This window comes from Asticcacaulis sp. AC402 (genome assembly GCF_000495835.1).
Lineage (GTDB): Bacteria > Pseudomonadota > Alphaproteobacteria > Caulobacterales > Caulobacteraceae > Asticcacaulis.
This window is the reverse complement of the sequence record NZ_AWGC01000014.1, coordinates 62,752-84,861: the sequence shown is the minus strand read 5'-3', so window position 1 is coordinate 84,861 and position 22,110 is coordinate 62,752. Positions and strand designations below refer to the sequence as shown.

At 61.1% G+C, this 22,110-nt stretch carries 19 protein-coding genes; 2 read left to right on the top strand and 17 right to left on the bottom strand.

Features of this window, described 5'->3' with window-relative positions; genetic code table 11:
* Window positions 1-358 precede the first annotated feature (358 nt).
* The 14 genes from ftsA to ABAC402_RS28955 form a co-directional block, all read right to left on the bottom strand.
* Complete coding sequence (gene ftsA, locus ABAC402_RS29020; RefSeq protein ID WP_023449246.1) at window positions 359-1,738, bottom strand: cell division protein FtsA; 1,380 nt, start codon at window positions 1,736-1,738, stop codon at window positions 359-361.
* A gap of 20 nt (window positions 1,739-1,758) precedes the next feature.
* The gene (locus ABAC402_RS29015; protein ID WP_023449245.1) at window positions 1,759-2,676 is read right to left on the bottom strand and encodes a cell division protein FtsQ/DivIB; all 918 of its coding nucleotides are present in this window, start codon (window positions 2,674-2,676) and stop codon (window positions 1,759-1,761) included.
* Between the two features lie 407 nt (window positions 2,677-3,083).
* A complete protein-coding gene (gene ftsH, locus ABAC402_RS29010) occupies window positions 3,084-4,964 on the bottom strand; it encodes an ATP-dependent zinc metalloprotease FtsH (RefSeq protein ID WP_023449244.1) in 1,881 nt (626 codons plus the stop codon).
* 100 nt (window positions 4,965-5,064) lie between these two features.
* A complete protein-coding gene (gene tilS, locus ABAC402_RS29005) occupies window positions 5,065-6,300 on the bottom strand; it encodes a tRNA lysidine(34) synthetase TilS (RefSeq protein WP_023449243.1) in 1,236 nt (411 codons plus the stop codon).
* A gap of 236 nt (window positions 6,301-6,536) precedes the next feature.
* On the bottom strand, window positions 6,537-7,490 hold the full coding sequence (locus ABAC402_RS29000) for a tetratricopeptide repeat protein (protein ID WP_023449242.1): 954 nt from the start codon (window positions 7,488-7,490) through the stop codon (window positions 6,537-6,539).
* 301 nt (window positions 7,491-7,791) lie between these two features.
* Window positions 7,792-8,352 (bottom strand): peptidoglycan-associated lipoprotein Pal, encoded by a 561-nt coding sequence (gene pal / locus ABAC402_RS28995; protein WP_023449241.1) that lies wholly within the window; start codon window positions 8,350-8,352, stop codon window positions 7,792-7,794.
* Between the two features lie 170 nt (window positions 8,353-8,522).
* Window positions 8,523-9,893: a Tol-Pal system beta propeller repeat protein TolB gene (gene tolB, locus ABAC402_RS28990; protein ID WP_023449240.1), complete on the bottom strand. Its 1,371-nt coding sequence runs from the start codon at window positions 9,891-9,893 to the stop codon at window positions 8,523-8,525.
* A gap of 150 nt (window positions 9,894-10,043) precedes the next feature.
* The gene (locus ABAC402_RS28985; protein WP_031235488.1) at window positions 10,044-10,862 is read right to left on the bottom strand and encodes a hypothetical protein; all 819 of its coding nucleotides are present in this window, start codon (window positions 10,860-10,862) and stop codon (window positions 10,044-10,046) included.
* A gap of 4 nt (window positions 10,863-10,866) precedes the next feature.
* Window positions 10,867-11,358 (bottom strand): biopolymer transporter ExbD, encoded by a 492-nt coding sequence (locus ABAC402_RS28980; protein ID WP_023449238.1) that lies wholly within the window; start codon window positions 11,356-11,358, stop codon window positions 10,867-10,869.
* Between the two features lie 4 nt (window positions 11,359-11,362).
* Window positions 11,363-12,067 carry a MotA/TolQ/ExbB proton channel family protein gene (locus ABAC402_RS28975; protein WP_031235486.1) on the bottom strand — a complete coding sequence of 235 codons (705 nt, stop codon included), beginning with the start codon at window positions 12,065-12,067 and terminating at the stop codon, window positions 11,363-11,365.
* A 161-nt stretch (window positions 12,068-12,228) separates the two neighbouring features.
* The gene (locus ABAC402_RS28970; protein WP_023449236.1) at window positions 12,229-12,693 is read right to left on the bottom strand and encodes a YbgC/FadM family acyl-CoA thioesterase; all 465 of its coding nucleotides are present in this window, start codon (window positions 12,691-12,693) and stop codon (window positions 12,229-12,231) included.
* 21 nt (window positions 12,694-12,714) lie between these two features.
* On the bottom strand, window positions 12,715-14,412 hold the full coding sequence (locus ABAC402_RS28965; protein ID WP_023449235.1) for a carboxylesterase/lipase family protein: 1,698 nt from the start codon (window positions 14,410-14,412) through the stop codon (window positions 12,715-12,717).
* A 66-nt stretch (window positions 14,413-14,478) separates the two neighbouring features.
* The gene (locus ABAC402_RS28960; RefSeq protein WP_023449234.1) at window positions 14,479-15,405 is read right to left on the bottom strand and encodes an ROK family protein; all 927 of its coding nucleotides are present in this window, start codon (window positions 15,403-15,405) and stop codon (window positions 14,479-14,481) included.
* A gap of 83 nt (window positions 15,406-15,488) precedes the next feature.
* Entirely contained in the window at window positions 15,489-16,838 is a 1,350-nt protein-coding gene (locus ABAC402_RS28955; RefSeq protein ID WP_023449233.1) for a sugar MFS transporter, read from the bottom strand.
* A gap of 372 nt (window positions 16,839-17,210) precedes the next feature.
* Between ABAC402_RS28955 and pyk the strand changes: the two genes are divergently transcribed.
* Complete coding sequence (pyk, locus tag ABAC402_RS28950) at window positions 17,211-18,671, top strand: pyruvate kinase (protein ID WP_023449232.1); 1,461 nt, start codon at window positions 17,211-17,213, stop codon at window positions 18,669-18,671.
* Window positions 18,672-18,689: 18 nt separating this feature from the next.
* On the opposite strand, the gene cdd is transcribed toward pyk, so the two are convergent.
* From cdd to ABAC402_RS28940, 3 genes are all read right to left on the bottom strand, one after another.
* Window positions 18,690-19,082, bottom strand: a complete 393-nt coding sequence (gene cdd / locus ABAC402_RS0120030; protein WP_031235483.1) for a cytidine deaminase — start codon at window positions 19,080-19,082, stop codon at window positions 18,690-18,692.
* A 234-nt stretch (window positions 19,083-19,316) separates the two neighbouring features.
* A complete protein-coding gene (locus tag ABAC402_RS28945) occupies window positions 19,317-20,258 on the bottom strand; it encodes a Gfo/Idh/MocA family protein (protein WP_023449230.1) in 942 nt (313 codons plus the stop codon).
* A gap of 72 nt (window positions 20,259-20,330) precedes the next feature.
* Entirely contained in the window at window positions 20,331-20,681 is a 351-nt protein-coding gene (locus ABAC402_RS28940) for an L-rhamnose mutarotase (RefSeq protein WP_031235482.1), read from the bottom strand.
* Window positions 20,682-20,823: 142 nt separating this feature from the next.
* Between ABAC402_RS28940 and fucP the strand changes: the two genes are divergently transcribed.
* A complete protein-coding gene (fucP, locus tag ABAC402_RS28935; protein WP_023449228.1) occupies window positions 20,824-22,110 on the top strand; it encodes an L-fucose:H+ symporter permease in 1,287 nt (428 codons plus the stop codon).

Below are 22,110 nucleotides of genomic sequence, written 5' to 3'. Positions count from 1 at the left end.
GCAAAGTCAATTCTGCAAATCGGTTACACAGGCCGGCCCCGCCTGGAAACCTGCATCATACCAACCCGCGAAAATCTTGACTCATCGTGGGTTGGCAAGCGCGCCAGAGAACGTTCTTTGGGCGCCCGAGCTTTTGCGAGGAGCCATGCGGCGCTTGAGCTGAAAAAAAACGAATACCAAGCGTCATTCTTTATGAGGCTTGGTATCAGACCATTGAGACGTTAGGCCCGGCGCTGACTCTGTCGCGGCGTTCGATTCGGCAAGAAGCGACGGCGTTGGTAAAGAGTTGAAACTACCGTACTTTGGGATAGTGCGTCCCGGGCGTTCGTGCGGGTTCCGGATTACGGAACGGCTTAACCTACAGGTTGGATTTCAGCCACTCGACGACGCGCATGAAGAGGTTGCCATGCCCGCCGGTCGGCGCATCCTTGGGGCCGATCTTGGCCGCCATGATCTTCTTCACCGGCACAACATCGCGCGGACCGTACAAGGTGCGCAGGATTACACCTGCGGTTGCCGCGAACGACGGCCCTGCCGCAGCGTCGCCAAGGTGCGGGACGCGCATGGGACGGCCCAGACGTACAGGACGGTCGAACACCCGAATGGCCAACTCACGCACGCCCGCCAGTTGCGAGGCGCCACCCGTAAGCACAATACCGGCGCCCGGCTCGATGTGAATTCCCGATGCCTTGATCTTTTCGCGCAGCAACTCAAAGGTTTCCTCGACGCGCGGGGCGATGATCCCTTTCAGGATCGAACGCGGCACGATGATGGGCGCACCGCCGCGTTCATCGCCGCGCGGCGGGGCTTCGACGGTTTCACGGTCTTCATTGGACGAGGCAATCGCCGAACCATGGAGAGTCTTCAGGCGCTCGGCGCCGGCCAGGGTTGTCGACAGGCCGCGGGCGATGTCCGCCGTCACGTGCTGGCCACCGACATTGAGGCAGTCGACATGAACCAGGGTCCCGTTGGCGAAGATCGCTGCCGTCGTGCTGGACGCCCCCATATCGATACAGATGCAGCCCAGATCCTTTTCGTCCTCTTCCAACGAAGCCACAGCGGCCGCCAAGGGTGCCGAGACGATCGCCTGGACCTCGAGATGGGCCTGGCTGACACACTGCTGAATATTGTTGAATACGCTCTCGTCAATGGTAACGACCAGAAGCTCCAGGCCAAGACTGCGTCCATTAAGCCCGCGCGGATCGCTGACCCCGGCCTGCTCGTCGACGCTCCACGACACCGGCAGCAAATGTATGGCGCGGCGGTTGGGGAAACGGACCTGAGCGAGCGCAGACGCAATGGCACGGTTGAGGTCGAGATCGGCGATAGGCTTCAAGCCCAGCGACACCTGGGCCGACACCCTGTGCGAAGCCGTCTGGGCGCCGGGGATCGTCACCCGCACCCCTTGGATCGACACATTGGCCATGGCCTCGGCGCGCTCGACGGCCTGGGCGATGGCCTGGGAGGCCGCCTCCATATCGATGATCGAGCCGGCGCGGATACCGCGTGACTGAACATAGCCGACGCCGGCGACGCGGATCGACTGATCGGCGTGACGCGCCCCTTCCGGCCGCATGATAAAACAGCCTATCTTGGACGAGCCCAGGTCAAGAGAGGCGATCAGACCTGTCGCGGCGGTGGGGCGTGCCTGATGGGCAGACACCGGCGGCGGTGCCGTCCGGGCGCGTGGCGCCGGGACGTTCAGGCGGGCATTCTGGCGGTCTTCAAATCGTGACATGAGCTTCTTCTCTGGTCAGATCAAAGGTTGGGATGGGCTTCGATGGGCACGACGACAAGGGCTTCCGGATCGAGCAGGTCGATTTCGGCAAACCCCTGGTCCAGCACGCGCTGGCGCACCATCAGGGTGTCAAGCGTGTTCAGCGCCTGTTCCTGGTTCAGCGCCGGCAGTTTGATGATGGCGCCGTTCTTCAGGTGGACATCCCAGCGCCGCGTATCGACGCGCACCAGGGCGTAGGTCTTCTGCATAAGCGCCGGCCGCGTCTGCATCAGTTGCAGGATATCGTTGGCGGTTTCGTTGGCGCCCTCGCCCACGACCAGTGGCAGGTCGAGGAAGCGGCTGGCCTGGGCCTCCGGAATGATATGACCCTGATCGTCGATAACGGTATCGCGACCCCTGTACTGCCACACGGCCAGGCGTGGGCGCTCGACGATCGAGACGACCAGCAGGCCGGGTAGTTGGCGGCGAACGCTGGCTTCCTTGACCCAGCCAACGGCTTCGATCTCAGCCTGGAGCTTTTTGAGGTCCAACAGGGCAATCGGCTGGCCGGCTGTCAGGGTTTTTTTCAACGCGCGCTTAATGGCCGGCTCGGCCTCGTCGCTGACCCCGACCAGACGGATATTCTGCAGCTTCAATCCCATGGCCGCCAGGCGGCTGTCGGCAAAGCCGGTGACAGCGCCACCCAGGGCCTGAGCCCGCTGGCCGGTGAACAGGACGACCCCCAGCAGGACGACGACGATGACGACAGCGAACCAGGCGCGCAACTCGTTGGGGACGGCGACGGATCCAATGACACTTGACTTGCCGGCGGGTCCCGCAGCCTTGCGTCCGGCCGGACGCTTGCCGGCAGGCTTGGCGCTCCCCTTCCCCTGGGCCTTCCCTTGGGCAGGAGCCGGGGCGGAAGCTTGGCGTCTGCCTCCACGAACGACGGCGGGCATGCGTGTCTCCAGTTTTCAAAAAACCTGCGCGCCCCATGCGAGAACGTGCCAGACCAGGTCTTGGGCACTTCCTGGATTAACATGAGGCGTCAACCCTATGAGCGCCCGCGGGACGGACACGCGGCGGGCAGGCCGACCTGACGGGCTAGGCGTCCATTCAACGCCATCGTCCTTAACAGAGTGATAACGAATCGCGTTTTTGTCGGCTCTGGTCGCTCAAAACCAGTCTGAAAACACAAAATCTCTGATGGCTGTTGCGCTGCAACAGTCTCGACACTGTTGGCCGATAGCTGTTTCCCGCGAAGCGCGTAGCGGGCCATCGCCCTACCGGGAGAGTCGATTTTACCGTACGCAAAAACGGGCGGAACCGAAGTCCCGCCCGCTCCACTTCATCCAAACACGTCAGCCTATTCCGCCGCTACATTCTCGGTCTCCGGCACAGCCAGATTGGACGACAACTCGATGGACACGCCGCTGTCATCGTCGCGTACTATCTCCTCGCCGTTGAGAATCTTGGCGATTTCATCGCCTGTCAGGGTCTCGATATCCAGAAGAGTCTTGGCCAGGCGATGCATTCCATCCAGGTTCTCCGTCAGGATGCGCTTGGCGTCGTCATGACCTGCCTGAACCAGACGGCGGATCTCCTCGTCGATCTTCTGCGACGTCGCTTCCGAAACGTCGCGGCCAAAGGCACCATGCTGATCTTCGCTGTCCTTGTAATTGACAAAGCCCAGCACATCCGAATAGCCCCAGCGGGTCACCATGGCCTTGGCCAGACGGGTTGCATACTGGATATCCGACGAAGCGCCCGTGGTCACCTTGTCCTTGCCGAAGATGATTTCTTCCGCCACCCGGCCGGCCATCAGGATGGCCAGACGCGAGGTCATCTGGACATAGGTGTCCGAAAGGCGGTCGTTCTCCGGCAGTTGCTGGACCATGCCCAGGGCGCGACCGCGCGGGATGATCGTCGCCTTGTGAATGGGGTCAGCGTCCGGGGCCTTCAGGGCCACGATGGCATGACCGGCTTCGTGATAGGCGGTGTTCTTCTTTTCCTGTTCGGTCATGGCCAAAGACCGCCGTTCGGCCCCCATCAGAACCTTGTCCTTGGCGTCTTCGAAGTCGCGCATGGTGACCAGTTTGCGGTCCTTGCGCGCCGCCATAAGCGCCGCCTCGTTGACCAGATTGGCAAGATCGGCGCCCGAGAAACCGGGCGTGCCGCGGGCAATGACCTTGACGTCGACATCAACCGCCAAAGGCACGGGCTTCATGTGGACGCGCAGGATGGCTTCACGGCCAAACAGATCGGGATTGGACACGGTGACCTGGCGGTCGAAACGGCCGGGACGCAGCAGGGCCGAGTCCAGCACATCAGGACGGTTTGTCGCCGCGATGATGATAATGCCCTCCTGGGCCTCGAAGCCATCCATCTCCACCAGAAGCTGGTTAAGGGTCTGTTCGCGCTCGTCGTTACCGCCGCCATGACCGGCGCCGCGATGACGGCCGACCGCGTCGATTTCGTCGATGAAGATGATGCACGGTGCGTTTTTCTTGGCCTGGTCGAACATGTCGCGGACGCGGCTGGCGCCAACACCGACGAACATTTCGACAAAGTCCGAACCCGAGATCGAGAAGAAGGGCACGCCGGCTTCACCCGCGACGGCGCGGGCCAGCAAGGTCTTGCCGGTGCCCGGCGGGCCGACCAGCAATGCGCCCTTTGGGATCTTGCCGCCCAGCTTCTGGAACTTGGACGGGTCCTTCAGGAAGTCGACCACCTCCTGAAGCTCTTCCTTGGCCTCTTCGATGCCGGCGACATCCTGGAAGGTGACACGGTTCTTGTGCTCGGTCAGAAGGCGGGCCTTCGATTTGCCAAAGCCCATGGCGCCGCCACGGCCGCCGCCCTGCATCTGACGCATGAAGAAGATCCAGATGCCGATGATCAGGATAACAGGCAACAAGGTCATGATGACGTTCATCAACATTGACACGCGGCCGGACTTGACGTCGTACTGGACGTTCTTCTGGTCCAGAGCCTCGATCAGGTTGCGCTGATCGTAGGGCGACGTGCTGCGGTAGGTAGCCTTGTCCTTGCCGATAGCCTGGATGTCGTCGTTATGGATGGTGACCTTGGCTATGGCATCGCCCTTGATCTTGGTCATCAACTCCGAATACGGAATCTCTTTGGGCCCCTGGGGCATGCCGGTGCCCGCCTTGCCTTGGTTCATATAGATATAGATTCCGAGCAATACCGCCAGAATCACGCCGACTATAGCCATCGACCGCAGGTTCATGCCTTACAATCCTCGTCTGGTCCCAGCGGGACCGTCTTGCACATTCTCTCCCATATAGGGAGCGCCGTGTCGTTTCGCTACAGCACTTTTCCGGAAGGGATCACAAATCGGTTTCGCAGCTGACCCTGCAGGCGCTGGCCCTGAAACGCGGCAGCACCCAGCAGGTCGTCGTCACCGTCTCATTATGCTTCTGCCCCGAAACGCCGTAAAGGGGCACTGCAAGATGTGGGCCCGCGCCGGTGACCATCGGCAGAGAGGCACGCAGTTGCGCCGGAAGAGTCCTCAGAAAGGCGTTTCCGACCTCGTCAAGACGGCTGCGGTCGTGGCCGGTGGCAGTCACGACAACTGTCTGGTCGAATTCGAAGCGACCGTCCCAAACCGCCTCTTGCCGTGGCGGGCCGTGGCGGCCGATATCGCCGGCTTCCCGAAAAACATGGATTATTCCGCGGGTTTGGCGGATGCGGGCTCCGGCCAGGGTATGGGCTTGGCCATCCGACATCGCGCCATAGAGCCGCTCGACACTAGGACCGCGCGGCAGCCGGTCGCCGCCACCGGCACAGACGGCGGCAGTCACCAGAAGATGGAGCGCCGCTTCCCGCGGCAGGCGGCGAAAAGCTTCGGCGTCGAACCGTAACAGGCCCAAGGCGGCCCAGCCCTCAGGATCGTGCAGCAGGCCCTCGACCTCGGCGCGCATCACCCGTTTGCCTTGCCTGGCCGGTTCCGGCGCCTGGCCAGCCAGGGCCTGGCGGGCGCGGGCGCGCAGGGAGAGTGGGTTGTCATTAGCCGGGTCATCGATCCAGGTCAGATTGCGCGCACGCAAAAAATCACGCAACCCAGCGCGGCTGTGGCCCAGCAGCGGTCGGCATAGAAATACCCCCCGGCCCTGGGGCCAGGCGGGCGAAGGCGACCAGGTCTGGGGCGAGCCGACATTGGAGCCAAGGTCGCGCATATAGGCGGCTTCGGCGATGTCATCGGCGGTATGGGCCAGGCACAAAACGCGAATTCCGGCGGCCCGAGCCGCATCGGCCAGCAGCGCGTGGCGTGCCGTGCGGGCGGCGGCGGACAGGCCGGTAGCGGGTTTGTCGCCGGTCCAGGCCAGGCCCGTGAACGCAAGGCCCAGCCGGTCGGCATGCACAGCCACGCTGTGCGCCCATTGTCCGCTGTCGGGATGGATGCCGTGATTGACATGGAAGACATGTAACGGACGCCGGCCCCACTCGGCGAGCAGATATAGCAGGGCGACCGAGTCTCCCCCGCCTGACACGGCCACCCCAAGCGTACCGTTTCCGTTTAGCAAGGTACCGAAATCAGGGCCAAAGACCGAATTGTCAATCATCAAAAGCGTTGAACCACGGATGGGAACAGAAGAACACGCCTTTCCGACTAATCCGGAAATACCGCGAAGCGGCACTTGTGAATGAAGTGGGTCCACAGATTACACAGATTACACAGATTGGATTCTTAATCTGTGTAATCTGTGTAATCTCTGGATTCCTTTAGGAAAAGGCCGCTGCGCGGAGGGTCAGGCCAGCCCTGAAAATCCGTGTCCATCGGTGGTTCGACACTAAACTCTTAAGCGGGACATTTATCCTTGGCCTTGAGCGTCTTGGCCATCGTCTTGTGCTCGTTGGTCGCTGTCTTGGCATACAGCTTGTCGAACTGCGCCAGGGCCAGGCAGGCATCGGTCGGTCGGTTTGAGTCTGTCAATGCCCCCGCCAGGCGCACTGTGGCTTCCGGCGCCCACGAGGTCTTCGGCCAGCCCTTGAGCGCGGTGGCGTAGGCCGCGACAGCACCCGACGCATCCTGTTTCATGCTGCGGATCTGGCCCAGCCGGAACCAGGCTTCCGGCAGTTGCGTCGCTTCCGGCCAGGTGGCGGTGAACGATTCGAAGGCCCGGCCAGCATCATCTGTCTGGCCAGAGGTCATAAGCGCAAAGGCCTGGTCGAAATCGCCCTCCGCAGTGCCCGTCGAAGCCGGCGGCGGCGGCGGCGGCGCCAGCATCGCCTCGATATCCTTCATATGGGCGTCAGCGACATCGGCGCGTCGCGTCAGGACGTCGATACGGGCATTCTGGGCGTTGACCACGCCCTGCAGTTGCTGATTGGCATAGAGCGCCTCCTCAAGCTGCCCGGTCAGACGAATGATCACCTCCCCCTGTTCGTCCTGCTTGCGCGACAAACTGTCGACGGTGGCCTGCAGGGCCACGACCTCAGGGTCAGGCTCGATCAGGATCGGCGGATTCTTCTTGTTTTCCGTACGGGCGACGGCACGTTCCAACTTGCGGACATTGCGGTCGAGGCGTTGAAGGCGCTTTTCGTCCCAGGCCCCTGCCGGCGTCGCCGGACGACCAAGATCTTCCTCCTCGTCCTCGTCGCCAAACAACTGGGCGTGGGCGACGGCCGGAACCAGCACCGCCGTCGTCACGGCTCCGAACGCCAGCGTCAGGGCCACAATCGAGGCGCCCGCCGTCATTCGGCCGCGCAGCTTCCAATCCCGCTTTTTGTCAGAAAATCCGTTATGCGCCATAGGCTTGTACCCCGCCCTTGAGAACTGTTACACATAGGTGCCGATAAATCGGCGCAACCTGGCGCGGGATGTGTTCTGATGGAAACGTTTAGAAGAACACAACCCGCTCTAGATTCAAAATACATGCGCTCCGCACGTTTTTCGGATTGATTCCGTGAAAACGCACCTTGCTCGAGGCCTAGCAACATAGTCGGGCTGAAATAAGACGTAAACCCCTTTGCTGTGCAGCCTTCACTACGGCATGGAAACGGCCTCCCGCCCAAGACGGAAGGCCCCTCCATAATCACTCGGCAGGAACGCCCTAGTTGGCGCCCGAAACGATGGCCGTGTGGCTGTTGCGGTTCTGCTGCCAGGACTCCTCGTCCGCGCCGGTGGCAATCGGCTGTTCTTTGCCATAGGAGATGGTCGAGATACGCGAGGGCACGACGCCCTTGGACGTCAGGAAGTCGGCCACGGATTGGGCACGACGTGCACCCAGGGCGAAGTTGTATTCGCGGGTGCCGCGTTCGTCAGCATTGCCTTCGATACGGACCTTGACCGACGGATAACGGATCAGCCAGGCCGCCTGGGCCGCCAGAACGCCCTCGGCGTCGGAACGGATGGACGACTGGTCGGTATCGAAATAGACACGATCGCCGACATTGACGATGAAGTCCTGCTGCGAGCCGGGGGCCACACCGACCGGAGGCAAGGCCGTCGCGGCGGGCGGCACAGGTGTCGTCGGCTTGGGCGCCGGAGTCGTGGCGACCGGCGGAGTTACGGTGGGGGGCGGGGCCACTTCCTTCTTGGTACAGGCTGCCACAGACGTCATAACGAAGGCTACCAAGGCCACCTTGACGATCGACTTCATCGATACGTTCATAATAATTCCTCTCACGAAATTATGAAACCAGGGGTATTTTTCATGGTTTTGCGACACTCACATGTCAACAGAACCTATTTTCCGTCACGATGATATGCCTTTGCAGTTTTGTCAAACTAAAGGCGGCATAAATTCCATCCGAAACGGTTTTTCACGTCTCCGGTGTGCCCCTACTCCAAAAGAGGCGACCAGGCGGGATCGGAGGCGCCGCCAGGATAGGGCACATTGCGTTCGATCCGGCCGTTGACCTCGACCATCCACAGCGAAGGCATGCCACCAGGCGGTTCGCGGAAGAACATGATATAGCGACCATTGGGCGCCCAGGTCGGGCCTTCCTCCAGGTAGGACGAAGTCAGCAGGCGCTCACCCGAACCATCCGGATTCATCACCCCGATCGAGAAACGGCCCTTGGACTGCTTGGTAAAGGCGATCAAATCTCCCTTGGGAGAAAACACCGGGGTCGAATAGAGCCCCCCGCCGAAGGTGATGCGGCGCGCGCCCGACCCGTCCGCCCCCATCACATAGATCTGGGGCGAACCACCGCGGTCCGAGGTGAAGGCGATACGCGACCCATCCGGTGAGAACGACGGCGAGGTGTCGATGGCCGGGTCCGAGGTCAGCCGCGACGCGGCGCGAGTGTTCAGGTTCATCACATAGATGTCGGAATTGGCGCCCTGCGACACCGAAAACGCTAGTTTTGACCCGTCCGGTGAGTAACGCGGCGCAAACGCCATCCCGCGGACCTGCCCCACCTGCTCCCCGCGCTGGGCACGCACATTGTAAAGAAAGATGCGGGCGCTGTCCGCGGACAGGGCCATATAGGCGATTTCGTTGCCGTCGGCCGAAAAGCGCGGCGTGATAATCTTGCCCGAGCCTTCGACTGGCAGATATTGCGGATTGGCCCCGTCCTGATCCATCATCGCCAGGCGCTTGACCCGGGCGCCACGTTTGCCGCTTTCGGCGACGAAGGCGATGCGCGTATCGAAATAGCCCTTCTCACCGGTCAGCCGCTCGTAGATGAGATCGGCATGCTTATGCGCCACACGCCGCCACTCGACGGGATTGTTCGCAAACCCGATGCCGGGGTTGTTCGGATTCGTCGAAAGCTGCACTTCCTTTTGAGAGTAGATGTCCCAAAGATGGACATCGGCCTGTATCTGCCCGTTCGCATTGATATAGGCACGCCCGTTGGCCAGGAACTGGGCATTAACAGCGCTCCAGTTCTCCCATGCCGGCGAGAGATTGACATCGAGCGACGTCTGGATGAAGGCACGCGGATCGATCGGCGCGAAGTAACCCGAGCTTTGCAGGTCAGCTATAATCACTTTGGTGATCTGCTCGCCGATATTGTTACCCGATGGTTCTGTCCCTGCAATCATGATGGCGATCGACAGGGGCTGAACAATGCCCTCACTCACCGTTCCACGCAGCGGACCTTGCGACTGGCCCGCCACCGATCCGGCCAGTGACGTCACAACGCCGGCGGCGGGAAGCGCACCCAATAGCATTCGGCGGGACAGGGGCGAAAAAGGCTTCGTCATGACCTGACTTTCTTGTAGTTGCGACACACCGGGGCGGCACTGAAATGAATGACTAGGTTCGGTCCATATAGTGTCCGGTCCAGGCCGGAATATGGCTGTCCCGACACATTGGCCTGGGCAGTCAGGTCGTAGGCTTGTTGCAGGGCGGGCTTAACGTCCACGGCAAACCGCCTGAGCGTCAAAAAGAGGCTGCACGCCGTCTGTGTTGTACAAGGCAGGCGGAAGATCAGTATAGGGTTCGCCCCGGCGGACGGCGGCGATAGCCAGGTTGGCATTGGCCACCCAGACAGGATCGGTGCGGCGGTTCGCCCAGCGAGGGCCTTCGACAATGCGGCCATTGGGCGACAGCCTGAACCAGATTTCGATTTTTACCTGACGGGTGCCTGGAACGTCGCAGTTCAGGTACCACAACTTGCTCAGTCGCCGTGTCAGGGCATCCATCTCATCTTTTGTGCCCGCGGCCTGATCGGCATTGCCGCGCTGATTCTGACCATTCGTGGCCTGGGTATTGGCTTTCGGCGGCCGTCGGCTGTTTGACTGCGATGGCGTAGCGCTCAGAGTGTCGAGATCAAGAGTCTTTTCCGCAGCCGCCTTCTTGTCCGGCGTCGGCTTTTTCTGCCCTTTCGGGTCCGGCAGTGGCGCCTTGTCCTTTCTGGCCGGCTCGGGTTTCTTGTCCGGCTTGGCCGGTGCAGAGGCCTTCTGGGGTGCCGGCACCGGCTGCGGATCGGGTTCCGGCGGGGCCGGTGTGACCGTCTCTTCCGAAGGTATCGGTTCCGGCTGATTGACCGCCAGCTCATCGACGGGCGCCGGCGCCATTTCCTGACTGGTCACGTCCGAGAGGATCTCAACAGCGACCGAAGTCACCCGAACAGGCTTCGGCGCCGTCGTCCAGCCGATATAGGCCAGCCCCAGCAAGCCCACATGCAGGAGAAGGGAGACCACAACGGCGGGAAGAAAACCTCGCTTCATCGGCTTAGGACGAGGCTCCCGCGGACGACGAAGCGGTGCCAGCAGCCTTGCTCTTGCCCATCGGATCGGTGACGATGCTTATCCGGTTGAAGCCCGAGCTCGAAAGCTTGCCCATCACCTGAGCGACGGTTTCCCAGTCGGTCTCGCTGGCACCACGGATATAGATTGGCCTGTCAGTCTCGCCATTGGTCATGGCCAGCAGGCGCGGCGTCAGTGTGTCGTAGGTGACGGCCTTGTCATTGACATAGATGTTACCGTCCCTGTCGACCGACACGGTGAGAGGATCGCTCTCTTCCTTCAGCGCGGCGGCTTCGGTCTTGGGCAGGTTAATATCTATGCCCGAATTCAGCAGCGGCGCCGAGATCATAAAGATGATCAGCAGAACCAGCATGACGTCGACCATCGGCGTCACGTTAATTTCGGAAAGCGCCGAGCGGCGGCGGACGCGACGATTGCCGCGGCGGCTCCCCCCCGGACCGGCAAGACCCATGGCCATCGGATCAGCCCCCCAGCTTTTCGCCGAGACGGCGGGTCAGGGACACCATCAGCTCATCGGCAAAGCTTTCCATGCGGGTGGCGAAGCGCGATACCTTGGCGTTGAACAGGTTGAACGCGACATAGGCCGGGATGGCAGCGAACAGGCCCAAAGCAGTGGCAAACAGGGCTTCTGAAATGGCCGGCGCCACCGTGGTCAGGTTGGTATCGCCCTGGGACGCGATGGCCGAGAAGGCGTTCATGATGCCCCAGACCGTGCCGAAAAGGCCAAGGAAGGGGGTCGCCGTGGCGATGACGGCCAGGATCGACAGCCCGTCTTCAACACTGTCAGCCTCGGACGTAACAATGTGCGACAGCTCGCGATCGACCTGGGCCATCAGGAATTCCCCCTGGACGGCGTTCATCGACTTGCCCTTATAGTCACGCCAGGCCGAAGTGACCGCCACCAGCAGTTTCTGAAACGGTTCCTTCGGTTGATTGCCGATCGCGGCGGCGATATCGTCAAGGGCCCGGCCAGAGTTCAGCGCGGCCTCAAAGGTATCAGCCTCCTTGTTGATGCGGCCCAAGGCCAGCGACTTCTGCACCATGATGGCCCACGACCAGACAGATGAGAAGGCCAGGATGACCATCACGACCTGGACGACCAGATCGGCATCCATGACCATTTTGATGTAATCCAGCGAAGCAGGAGAGGCAGTACCGGCGCTCATGATGCACCCCCAAAACAGTTAATCCGACGTATGACAGGCTTATATGTGAACCACATTGCCCCAAGTTTCACGACAATTCTATGGCGTGCAAGCAAGTTTAGAAGAAGTGTTCGCATCTTTTTCGAAAAATCGCGCCCGAAGAGACAGCGGGAAATGAAGCCTTAGGTGCCGTTTTGGTCAGTTAAGATGTTATTCACAGCGTCAAGTAGCACCCGCGGCAGGCGGCGGGGCCGGCCGTCGAAGCCCAGGCAAACGGCGTCGAAATGCGCTTCGCACAGTAACACGCCGTCGCGTTCGATTCGCTGGTGCAGGAAGAACTGCGCGCCCTTCACACCGGTAGATCGTGACCGCACCAGGACGATTTCGTCGATCCTGGCCGGCGCCTTGTAGGTGATATCGATATGGGTGACGGCGAAGGCCAGCGGCGGGTCCATCTGCGCCAGTTCGTGGTGGTGGACGCCGATCAGGCGCAAATAGTCCGACCGTCCACGCTCGAAAAACTTCATATAGTTGGCGTAATAGACGACGCCGGAAAAGTCGGTGTCTTCATAATAGATGCGCACTAGGAGGTGATGCTCATCACCAACCAGGCGTCCGGCCAGGGGCTGTTCGGGAATATCGGTCATAGTATATTTGTAGCTGCCGGTTCACGGCCTGTCGAGCAAACTGCACACCGGCCCGCGCAGTTCCGTCCGCGCATACGGCCCCTTGGTGGTGAAATCGATATAGCTTCTGTCGTCACCATAGACAGGCCAGCGCGGCAGGCCCGGCGCATTGGGATCGCCCGTCTTCGCAAAGTTCACCCAATAGTCCAGCAGCGGCGGCCACGTCTCATCCCCCTGCCCGTCCGGACGCGGGTTCATCACGAAATCCAGCTCCGAACCATGGTGGACCTTGCCGTCCTTATCGACCCCCAGATGGTACAGAAAAGCCGAATTTCCGGCCCGGGTCATCTGGGCCGCCGTCCAGTCGGCGGGGCAGCGCATCATGATGTCGGTCGAAATCTGCATGGCCGTATCTCCGAGCAGCGGATCGGCCTTGGGCGGCTTACCCTTGTCGATTCGATAGAAGCTCATTGCCTTGAATCGGCCCTCGCCGAAAGCCTTAAAGACCGCCTTGTAAATGTTATCCGGCCCGCCGTGCAGCCCCAGTTCCCGGGCCGAAACGCCGATGATCAGCGGGACCCTGGCCGCCTCGCCGCTTCGGAAAACATCCTCAGGCGCACGCGGTAAAACCTTGCCGTCGACAATGGCCTGCAGCCAGATAAAGGAGGCGTCCTCGACCGGCGGCGGAATCTGGTCGGCCTGGATTTGCAATGCCATCGCCGGCTGTCGGCGCAGATCGGCCAGGGCGGCGGCGCTTTCAGGCGCGTTCATGCTGTATCGGCGTGCCAGTTCCACGCCAATGGCCTCGTTCTGCGCCAGACTGCGCGCGGGCAGGCCGAACTGCGGCGGGCCTGATTGCGAGATTGCCTTTTGGAACAGGCCCTTGGCCAGAGGCGAGGTCAGCAGCAGGCCGACATCCTGGGCGCCCGCACTGTGGCCGAAGATGGTGACATTGCCAGGATCTCCACCAAACCCCGCGATATTGTCGCGCACCCACTCCAGCGCCTTGACCTGGTCCATAAGGGCGTAATTCCCCGACGCCCCGCCCTGCTCCTGGGTCAGGGCCGGATGCGACAGAAAGCCGAGCGCGCCGAGGCGATAGGGTATGGAGACGATGACCACGCCCTTGGACGCAAACCCAGCCATCACCGTGCCTGCGGCACCGCCAGCGCGATTGGCGCCGCCGTGGATGAAGACCATGACCGGCAACTTCGCCTTGGTATCGGGTGTGCGCACCTCCAGGTACAGGCAATCCTCGTCACTCGATTGCGACATGGCCGACTGCCAGCCGAGATCGACCTGAAGGCACGCTGGCGCTGAATCTTTAGTGTAGCGCACCCCCTGCCACGACAGTGGATCCTGCGGCGCGCGCCAGCGCAGGTCACCGACCGGTGGCCGGGCAAACGGCACGGCCCTGAAGACATGGCTGTCCTCCCACAGTTTTTCTCCACCTAACAGGCCGGTGGCGGTGGTAACGACGATATCAGGCCGTGGCTCAACCGGCGGCGGCGGCAACCGTTCAGGTGCGGGCGGTGGCGGAGGCAGCGCATCCAGGCTCTGCTGGGCGATCGGCTGGGCTGCGGGTTGAACGACGGGCTTGACCACCGGAGGCTTTAGCCTGGCCTGCACACCCGGCATCACGACCCGGTAGCGGCCATTTGGCGCCTGAGTCGGGGTTTGCGCTGTTACGGCCGTTGCGAGCGCAGCCATTGCCACACCGATCAGACTCGTTCGGATCATGTTCCGCCCCTGTTTTGGGAACCTTGACAAAGATCGCCCCGCGCCACAAGCCTGCGGAAGACGGAATTAATGCCCCTGGGCCCACAGATAGGCAGCGCCGCGCACGCCCGAACTGTCGCCCCATTGCGCCGGCTTGAGTTCGGCGCGCCAGCCATCGCTGAAGACATACGGCAGTATCTTGGCTGTCAGGCGATCATAGATTTCATGGACGTTGGACAAGCCGCCGCCGAAAACAAAGGCGTCCGGATCCAGCATATTGACCGTCACGGCCATGGCGCGGCCCAGCCGATCCATCAGGCGGTCGAAAGCAGCTTCGCATTCCGCGTCGCCGGCGCGCATGCCGTTGATGATCTCCTCGCTGCGCAGCGCCTTGCCGGTGACGGCCTGGAAATCGCGGGCAAAACCCGTGCCCGAAACCCAGGTCTCCAGACAGCCCTTGTGGCCGCACCAGCAGGTTGGGCCGGGGAATTCCTCAGGCTTTTGCCACGGCAGGGGAATATGGCCCCATTCGCCGGTCAGCCCGTTGGCGCCTTCGATGAGGTGGCCGTCGACCACCAGTCCGCCGCCGCACCCCGTACCGACGATGATGGCGAAGACGGTTTTGAGCCCCTTGGCGGCGCCGTCGATGGCCTCGCTCAGGGCCAGGCAGTTGGCGTCGTTGGCCAGGCGGACGGGGCGCTTGATCGCAGCCTCCAGGTCCTCACGGAAAGTCGTGCCATTCAGCCAGGTCGAGTTGGCGTTGCGCATCACACCGGTGCGTGGGCTGACCGAACCGGGCGCGCCGACGCCGATAGTGGCGACGCGAGTGGCCAGACTGGGATCGGTCTGCTTGGCTTCGGCCTCGACGCGGGCGATCAACTGGCGGACTGTCTCAAGCGCGTCCTTGTAGTTCCCCGGGTTCGGTTCACGCTGGCGCGACAGGAAGGTGCCGTTCTGCGACAGGGCAGCCGCCTCGATCTTGGTCCCACCAAAGTCTACACCGACGTACAACATTAAATTTCGCGTCTTTGTTTTAAGAATTCAGAAAGAGAAAAACCCCCGGGTTTTGACACCCGGGGGCCGTCAGCAAGGTCGATTTAGTGACCTGTGCTAACGCCTTCTTCGATGGCGTGGGTCGGAGCTTTCTTGGCCGCGATCGCGAACCACAGAACGTAGACGTAGCAAAGCAACGGGGCAATAAAGCCCAGCGACATGCTTCCGGTCATTTCCTGGATCTTCGCGAAAGCCAGCGGCAAGAAGGCGCCGCCGACAATGGCCATGCATAGCAGACCTGAGGTCGCCGAGGTCGGCGCCGAGGAACGCTGCAGGGTCAAGGTAAAGATAGTCGGGAACATAATCGAGTTGAACAGGCCGATCAGCAGGGCTGCCGCAGCCGGGATAAGACCGGTTGTCAGTGGCACCGAGGTCAGGACGACGTTCAACATGCCCGTCGGTTGTGACGGAACCAAGTCCTTGGTAAGGATGACCACCAGGCTCAGCGCTATGGCTCCAAGCGCAACGAAGGTGAGCAGATAATAGTCCTTGATGAACCTCAGCAGGGCCGAACCGGTGAAACGGCCGATCATGGCGAAAAGCATGTAGAAGGTCGTCAACTGACCCGCCGACTGCGCTTCGATGTTCAGGATGTTTTTCTGCTCAAGGAACAGGAGCAGGTTAAGTGAAATCGCCACTTCGGCGCCGACATACAGGAAGATGCCGAGCGACCCGAGGTTGGCCCACTTGGAGGTCAAGGCGACAAATGGCAGAACCAGCTTGCCGGTCTTCGGCGCTGCCGCCGTGATCTTGTGCCGAACCAAATAGATGGCGAGGATGAAGGCGACCAGGGCGCAACCGATGGCGAGATAGACATTCGAGACGAAGCCCAGGGCTTCTTCGCGCATAACGTCCGTGATGACCACGTCCTTGTCGAAGATTTCGCCGTTCAACAGGAACTTGGCGCCGAAGAACAGGCCGCAGGCAGCGCCAAGCGAGTTGAACGACTGCGACAGGTTCAGACGGAAGGCCGAATCTTCCGGCTTGCCCATGGAGGCGATCAGCGGGTTGGCAGCCACCTGAAGCAGCGTGACGCCCGACGCCATGACGAACAGGGCGATCAGGAAGATGGTGTAGACGTGCATGTGGGCGGCCGCGATGGCCATGAAACAACCGATGACAATACCGGCCAAACCGACCATGACCGAATTAGCATAGCCCAGCTTGGACAGGAACGCCGCCGAGGGCAGCGACATCACGCCATAGGCGATAAAGAAAGCGAAACCAGTGAGGTTGGCCTGGACGGGGGTCAGGGTAAAGACGGTTTTCATCGTCTTCAACAGCGGATCGAGAAGATTGGTAACCAGGGCCCATATAAAAAAGAGCGTCGTTACGTAAACAACCGCCAGGGCGAGACCGCCAACTGGTTTGGTTGCGGTTTGAGATTCTGACATTTTACCTGCCTGTACACGTTATGCGATGAGTGACGCGGCACGACCCTGACCTCACCGATTATTTAAATCAAATTGCAAAAAGCGCGCTTTTGCATGGTTGGCAAACGAAAAACATCGTTCGAGGGAAGATTTTTACGATTTGCTTACCTTCAGGTTAGCCGCTGAATTATTGTCCGACAAGACCTCATGCGTCTGAGGCGAGATTTAACCACGTGGCTTGACAAGGGTTGTGCCGACAACGCTGTCATGATGCCACCTAAATTTGACTTGACCCTGAGGCAGAACACAGGCTTTGTGGCGCCGATTGCCCGCCGGGCTAAGCTGCGCGTCAGGGTAACAGATAAAAAATCAACGTTTTCAAAGAGTTGTGCCTTGAAAATCCTCCGCCGCCGCAAAACCAAAATCGTTGCGACCCTGGGTCCCGCGAGCTCCAGTGCCGAGATGCTGGCACAGCTTCACCAGGCTGGCGCCGACGTTTTCCGGTTGAATTTTTCGCACGGCAATCATGAAGACCATGGCCGCAACATCGACCTGATCCGCGACCTGGAAGCCAGAACCAAGCATCCGATTGGTATCCTGGCCGATGTCCAGGGGCCGAAGTTGCGCGTCGGCCGCTTTATGGGCGGCGCCGTCGTCCTGACCGCCGGCCAGGCCTTTCGCCTGGACCTCAATCCGACGCCAGGCGACTCCCGCCGCGCTACCCTGCCCCACCCCGAAATCATAGCTGCCGCCCAGATCGGCTCGCACCTCTTGCTCGACGACGGCAAGCTGAAGCTGCGCGTGACGCATGTGCGGGAAGACCACCTGGAAACCATCGTTGTCATCGGCGGGCGCCTAAGCGACCGCAAGGGTGTCAATGTCCCCGACGTCGTCCTGCCTATCCCGGCCCTGACCGAGAAGGACCGCGCCGACATGGAGTTCGCGCTGGAGCGCGGTATCGAGTATATAGGCCTGAGCTTCGTCCAGCGTCCCGAAGACGTCATAGAGGCGCGCGAAATCATCAAGGGCCGCGCCTGGGTACTGTCCAAGCTGGAAAAGCCTCAGGCGCTGGATAATCTCGAAGAGATCATGGCACTGAGCGATGCCGTCATGGTCGCCCGCGGCGATCTCGGCGTCGAATTGCCGCCAGAAGAAGTCCCCCTGGCCCAGAAGCGCATCGTGCAGTGTGCGCGCGCCCACGGCAAACCGGTCATCGTCGCCACCCAGATGCTGGAATCGATGATCACCGCGCCCACCCCCACCCGCGCCGAAGCCTCCGACGTCGCCACGGCCGTGTTTGATGGCGCCGACGCTGTCATGCTTTCGGCCGAAACCGCCGCCGGCCAATACCCGATCGAAGCTGTCACCATCATGGACCGCATCGTGGCGCGCGTCGAAAAGGACGACGGCTGGCGCACCATGACCGACCGCCGCCGGCCCGAGCCAGAAAAGACCACGTCAGGCGCGATTGCTGCGGCAGCCCGCCAGGTAGCCCAGACCATCGACGCAGCGGCCATCGCCGCCATGACGAACTCGTCCAGCACGGTTCTGCGCGTCGCCCGCGAACGCCCGACAGCGCCGATCATGGGTCTGACGCCGAACCTCCAGACCGCCCGCCGCCTGGCCCTGACCTGGGGCGTGCATCCGGTGCTGACGCCGATTACGCATTCGATGACCGAGACCGTGGCGGTGGCGACCAAGCTGGCAAGATCCGAAGGCATTGCCGAGCCTGGCCAGGACATTGTCATCGTTGCCGGGATGCCATTCGGCAAGTCGGGCTCTACCAACGCCCTGCGCGTCGCCCGGGTTACGCGCACCAACACCGAAGAAGCCGAGTTCGTCGACGACGCCTGAGTCCGATCGCTCCCGCGCTCACCCCAGACTGTCCGTCGCAAAGGCCACTGGCAGCAGTTCTCCCACAGTAAAAGAGGTCTGCGGGCCAGCGGCATTGCACAGCCAGACGCGGGTCTGCGGCGCGGCGAACTCGGCCAGCTTCTGACGGCAACCACCACACGGCGCGACCAGGTCCAGGCGATCGGCACTGACGGCGACTTCGGTTATCTGGCGTGCGCCGGACATGATCAGGTGTGCAATGGCCGTGGCTTCGGCGCAGAGGCCTTCCGGGAAGGCGACGTTTTCGATATTGCAGCCGGCATGGATGCGGCCGTTTTCGTCGCGTAAGGCTGCACCGACCTTGAACTTCGAATAGGGCGAGTGACTGTGCTGCATGGCGGCGCGGGCCGCCTCGAACAGATCCTGGGACAATTTTTTGCCTTCCGAAACATCCGCGCAGCAGCGGAATCCGCTATCCTGGAACCGCGAATGAACGCGAATTTTGGGGCGATCCTTGCATTCAGCGTATCCCCACACCGGACCATTGAGCGCCTGAGGTGCTTTCTTTATTCGCGTTTATTCGCGGTTCCAAACCATCCTACAATGCCGCCGCGTAGCAAGAACAGGACGAACCGCAAATCCGTGTCCATCCGTGGTTCAAAAATCCTACTCGATATACTCCGGCGCGGCGATTCGCTTGCCCAGCAGCATAGCGTCGGCGACGATGCGCAGCGGTGCGAAGTCGGCGTCGGACGTGCCGGAATTGATAAGCCCCAGGAAGTGGGCATAGAGACCCGGATATTCGGCTTCCTTTTCCTTGAGCTTGACGTGGCCATTTATCTCCAGTTCGGTCCCGCCCAGGTGCAGGGCGAGCTTTTCGCCCCTTGCGCTCTCGATATAGATACTCCAGGTCTGGATGCCGGTTTGCAGGAAATCGTATTCCGCCCGGATCGGTAAGCCGCTTTCGGTCGTCATATCCATCTCGACCTGGATCGGCGCGTCGCAATTGACCGGAATGTGCAGGTCGGCCTTTTTAACGATCACCGCCTCAGGCAGGATTGCCGTAAGAATCGATAGCGAATTGATGCCTGGGTCAAATACCCCCATGCCGCCGGCTTCGAATATCCACGTCTGGCCGGGATGCCACTGACGGACATTCTCCTTCCACATGATCTTCACCGAAGACACCTTGCGTTCGGCAATCCACTGTCGCACAGCCTCGACGGCCGGGGCGAACCGCGAATGCCACGACGCCAGCAGACTGACACCCTTCGCTTTCGCCAAGGCTGCAATAGCCTCCGCCTCTCCCAACGTAGCGGCGGGCGGCTTTTCCAGGAAGGTGTGCTTGCCGGCAGCGATCACTTTCCCGGCGATGGCGTGCCGGATCTGCGGTGGGGTACAGATGGCGATGGCGTCGATTTCGGGATGGGCGGCCAGCATCTCTTCCATCGAGTTATAACCGGCCAGACCGTCGACACGCGAAGTCGGGCTGCAGCCGGCCACCAGTTCCAACGCCGGATTACCGCGGATCGACGGAATATGCTGGTCGACGGCGATCTTGCCGAGTCCGATCAGACCGATTTTGAGACGCTTGGACTCGGTAAACATAAGAACTTTCCCTGTTAATTTTGTACTCGCCGCTCAGCTTTAGCGCAGGCTGGCATGAAATTGTAGTACTTTTTAGTCCTGTTCGCTGAGGCTATAGATTCGCTGCATGGGCAGCCACTTTTCACCTTCGATAGCAAACGGCAAGGCCTGCTGGAACTGCCACATGAGGGTTTCCCATGCCTGGACATCGGCGCTGGCGGCATCCGCCGCAGCCTTGGCAGCCGGATCATAGCCCTCCCCCGGCGTCAGGACCATGACCAAGCGGTTACCGACCTGGAAAATCTCCAACGCGTCGATCCCGGCATCGCGAATCGACGCGTTGATCGCCGCCGGCACCGCACCGGGCGCGTGCCAGGCCTTGTAACGCTCGATCAGGACCGGATCATTCTTGAGATCCAAAGCGAAATACAGTTTCTCAGCCATCGCGCACTCCATTTGTCTGAGTTTATAGCCAGCAAAATCCACCTTGGCAAATTTCATATTTGACGTTTTCGTTCATATGTGATGATAAATTGCCCCACAATAACAAGGGTTTTACGGGCCCGTACAAACAGGGAAAAACTTCATGTCGACCTCGCCTGCCTCCGGCACGCCGGCGCGTAATGCGCTCTGGCCGGTGCTGCTGATCACCGCCTTGTTCTTCTTCTGGGGCATGGCCAACAATCTCAACGACATTCTGATCCCGCAGTTCAAGAAGGCTTTCATCCTCACCGACCTGCAGTCTGGCCTGGTGCAGTCAGCCTTCTATATGGGCTATTTCTTCCTGGCCCTGCCAGCAGCCTTCCTGATGCGCAAGCTCGGCTACAAGGCCGCCGTCATTACCGGCCTGGTGCTTTACGCAATCGGCGCCTTCCTGTTCTGGCCGGCGGCGGAAAACCATCAATACACGTCCTTCCTCGGTGCCCTGTTCGTAATAGCTTCTGGCCTGGCCTTCCTGGAGACCTCGGCCAATCCGCTGATCACTGTGCTGGGCCCGCCGGACAAGGCGGCCTTCCGCCTCAACCTGGCCCAGGCCTTCAATCCCTTAGGTTCGCTGGCCGGCATCTGGATAGGTCAGACCTATATTCTGTCTGGGATCGAGCACGACGAAACCGCCCTGGGCACCATGACCGAAGCCGCCCGCCAGGCCTTCTACATCTCCGAGGTCAAGGCCGTACAAGGCCCCTATCTGGTGATCGGCATCGTCGTCCTGGCCTGGGCCGCCCTGGTTCTATTCAGCAAATTCCCCGCCGCCGCCACGAATAATGCCGAGGAGGATGCCGGCGAAGAGGTCGGCTTCGTCCGCTCCATCGGCCGCCTCTTCGAAAAGCCGCGCTTCCTGGTGGGCGTCGTGGCGCAGTTCTTCTATGTCGGCGCCCAAGTCGGTATCTGGAGCTACATGATCCGCTACGGCCAGACGGAGATCGGTCTGGTCGATAAGGACGCCGCCACCTATCTCTACTATGCACTGGCCGCCTTTGCAGTCGGACGCTTCTTCGGCACCGCGTTGATGAGCAAGCTGTCGCCGAACCTGATCCTGGGGGTTTTTGCCGTCATCAACATTGCCCTGATGGTTGCTGCTGTCGCCTTGGGTGGAGAGACCGGAATGTGGGCCCTCGTGGCGTCGAGCTTCTTCATGTCGATCATGTTCCCGACCATCTTTGCCACCTCAATCGCCGGCCTCGGCAACCTGACCAAGACAGGATCGTCGCTGCTGGTGATGAGCATTATCGGTGGCGCTGTGCTGACCGTGGTCATGGGCTTCGTTTCCGATCACAGCCACATTCGCACTGCGTTCCTCGTAGCTGCGGCGTGTTTCCTTGTTATCGCCGCCTATGCCTTTTCGGCGCCCAGGGCCGTCAAGGCCCACTGA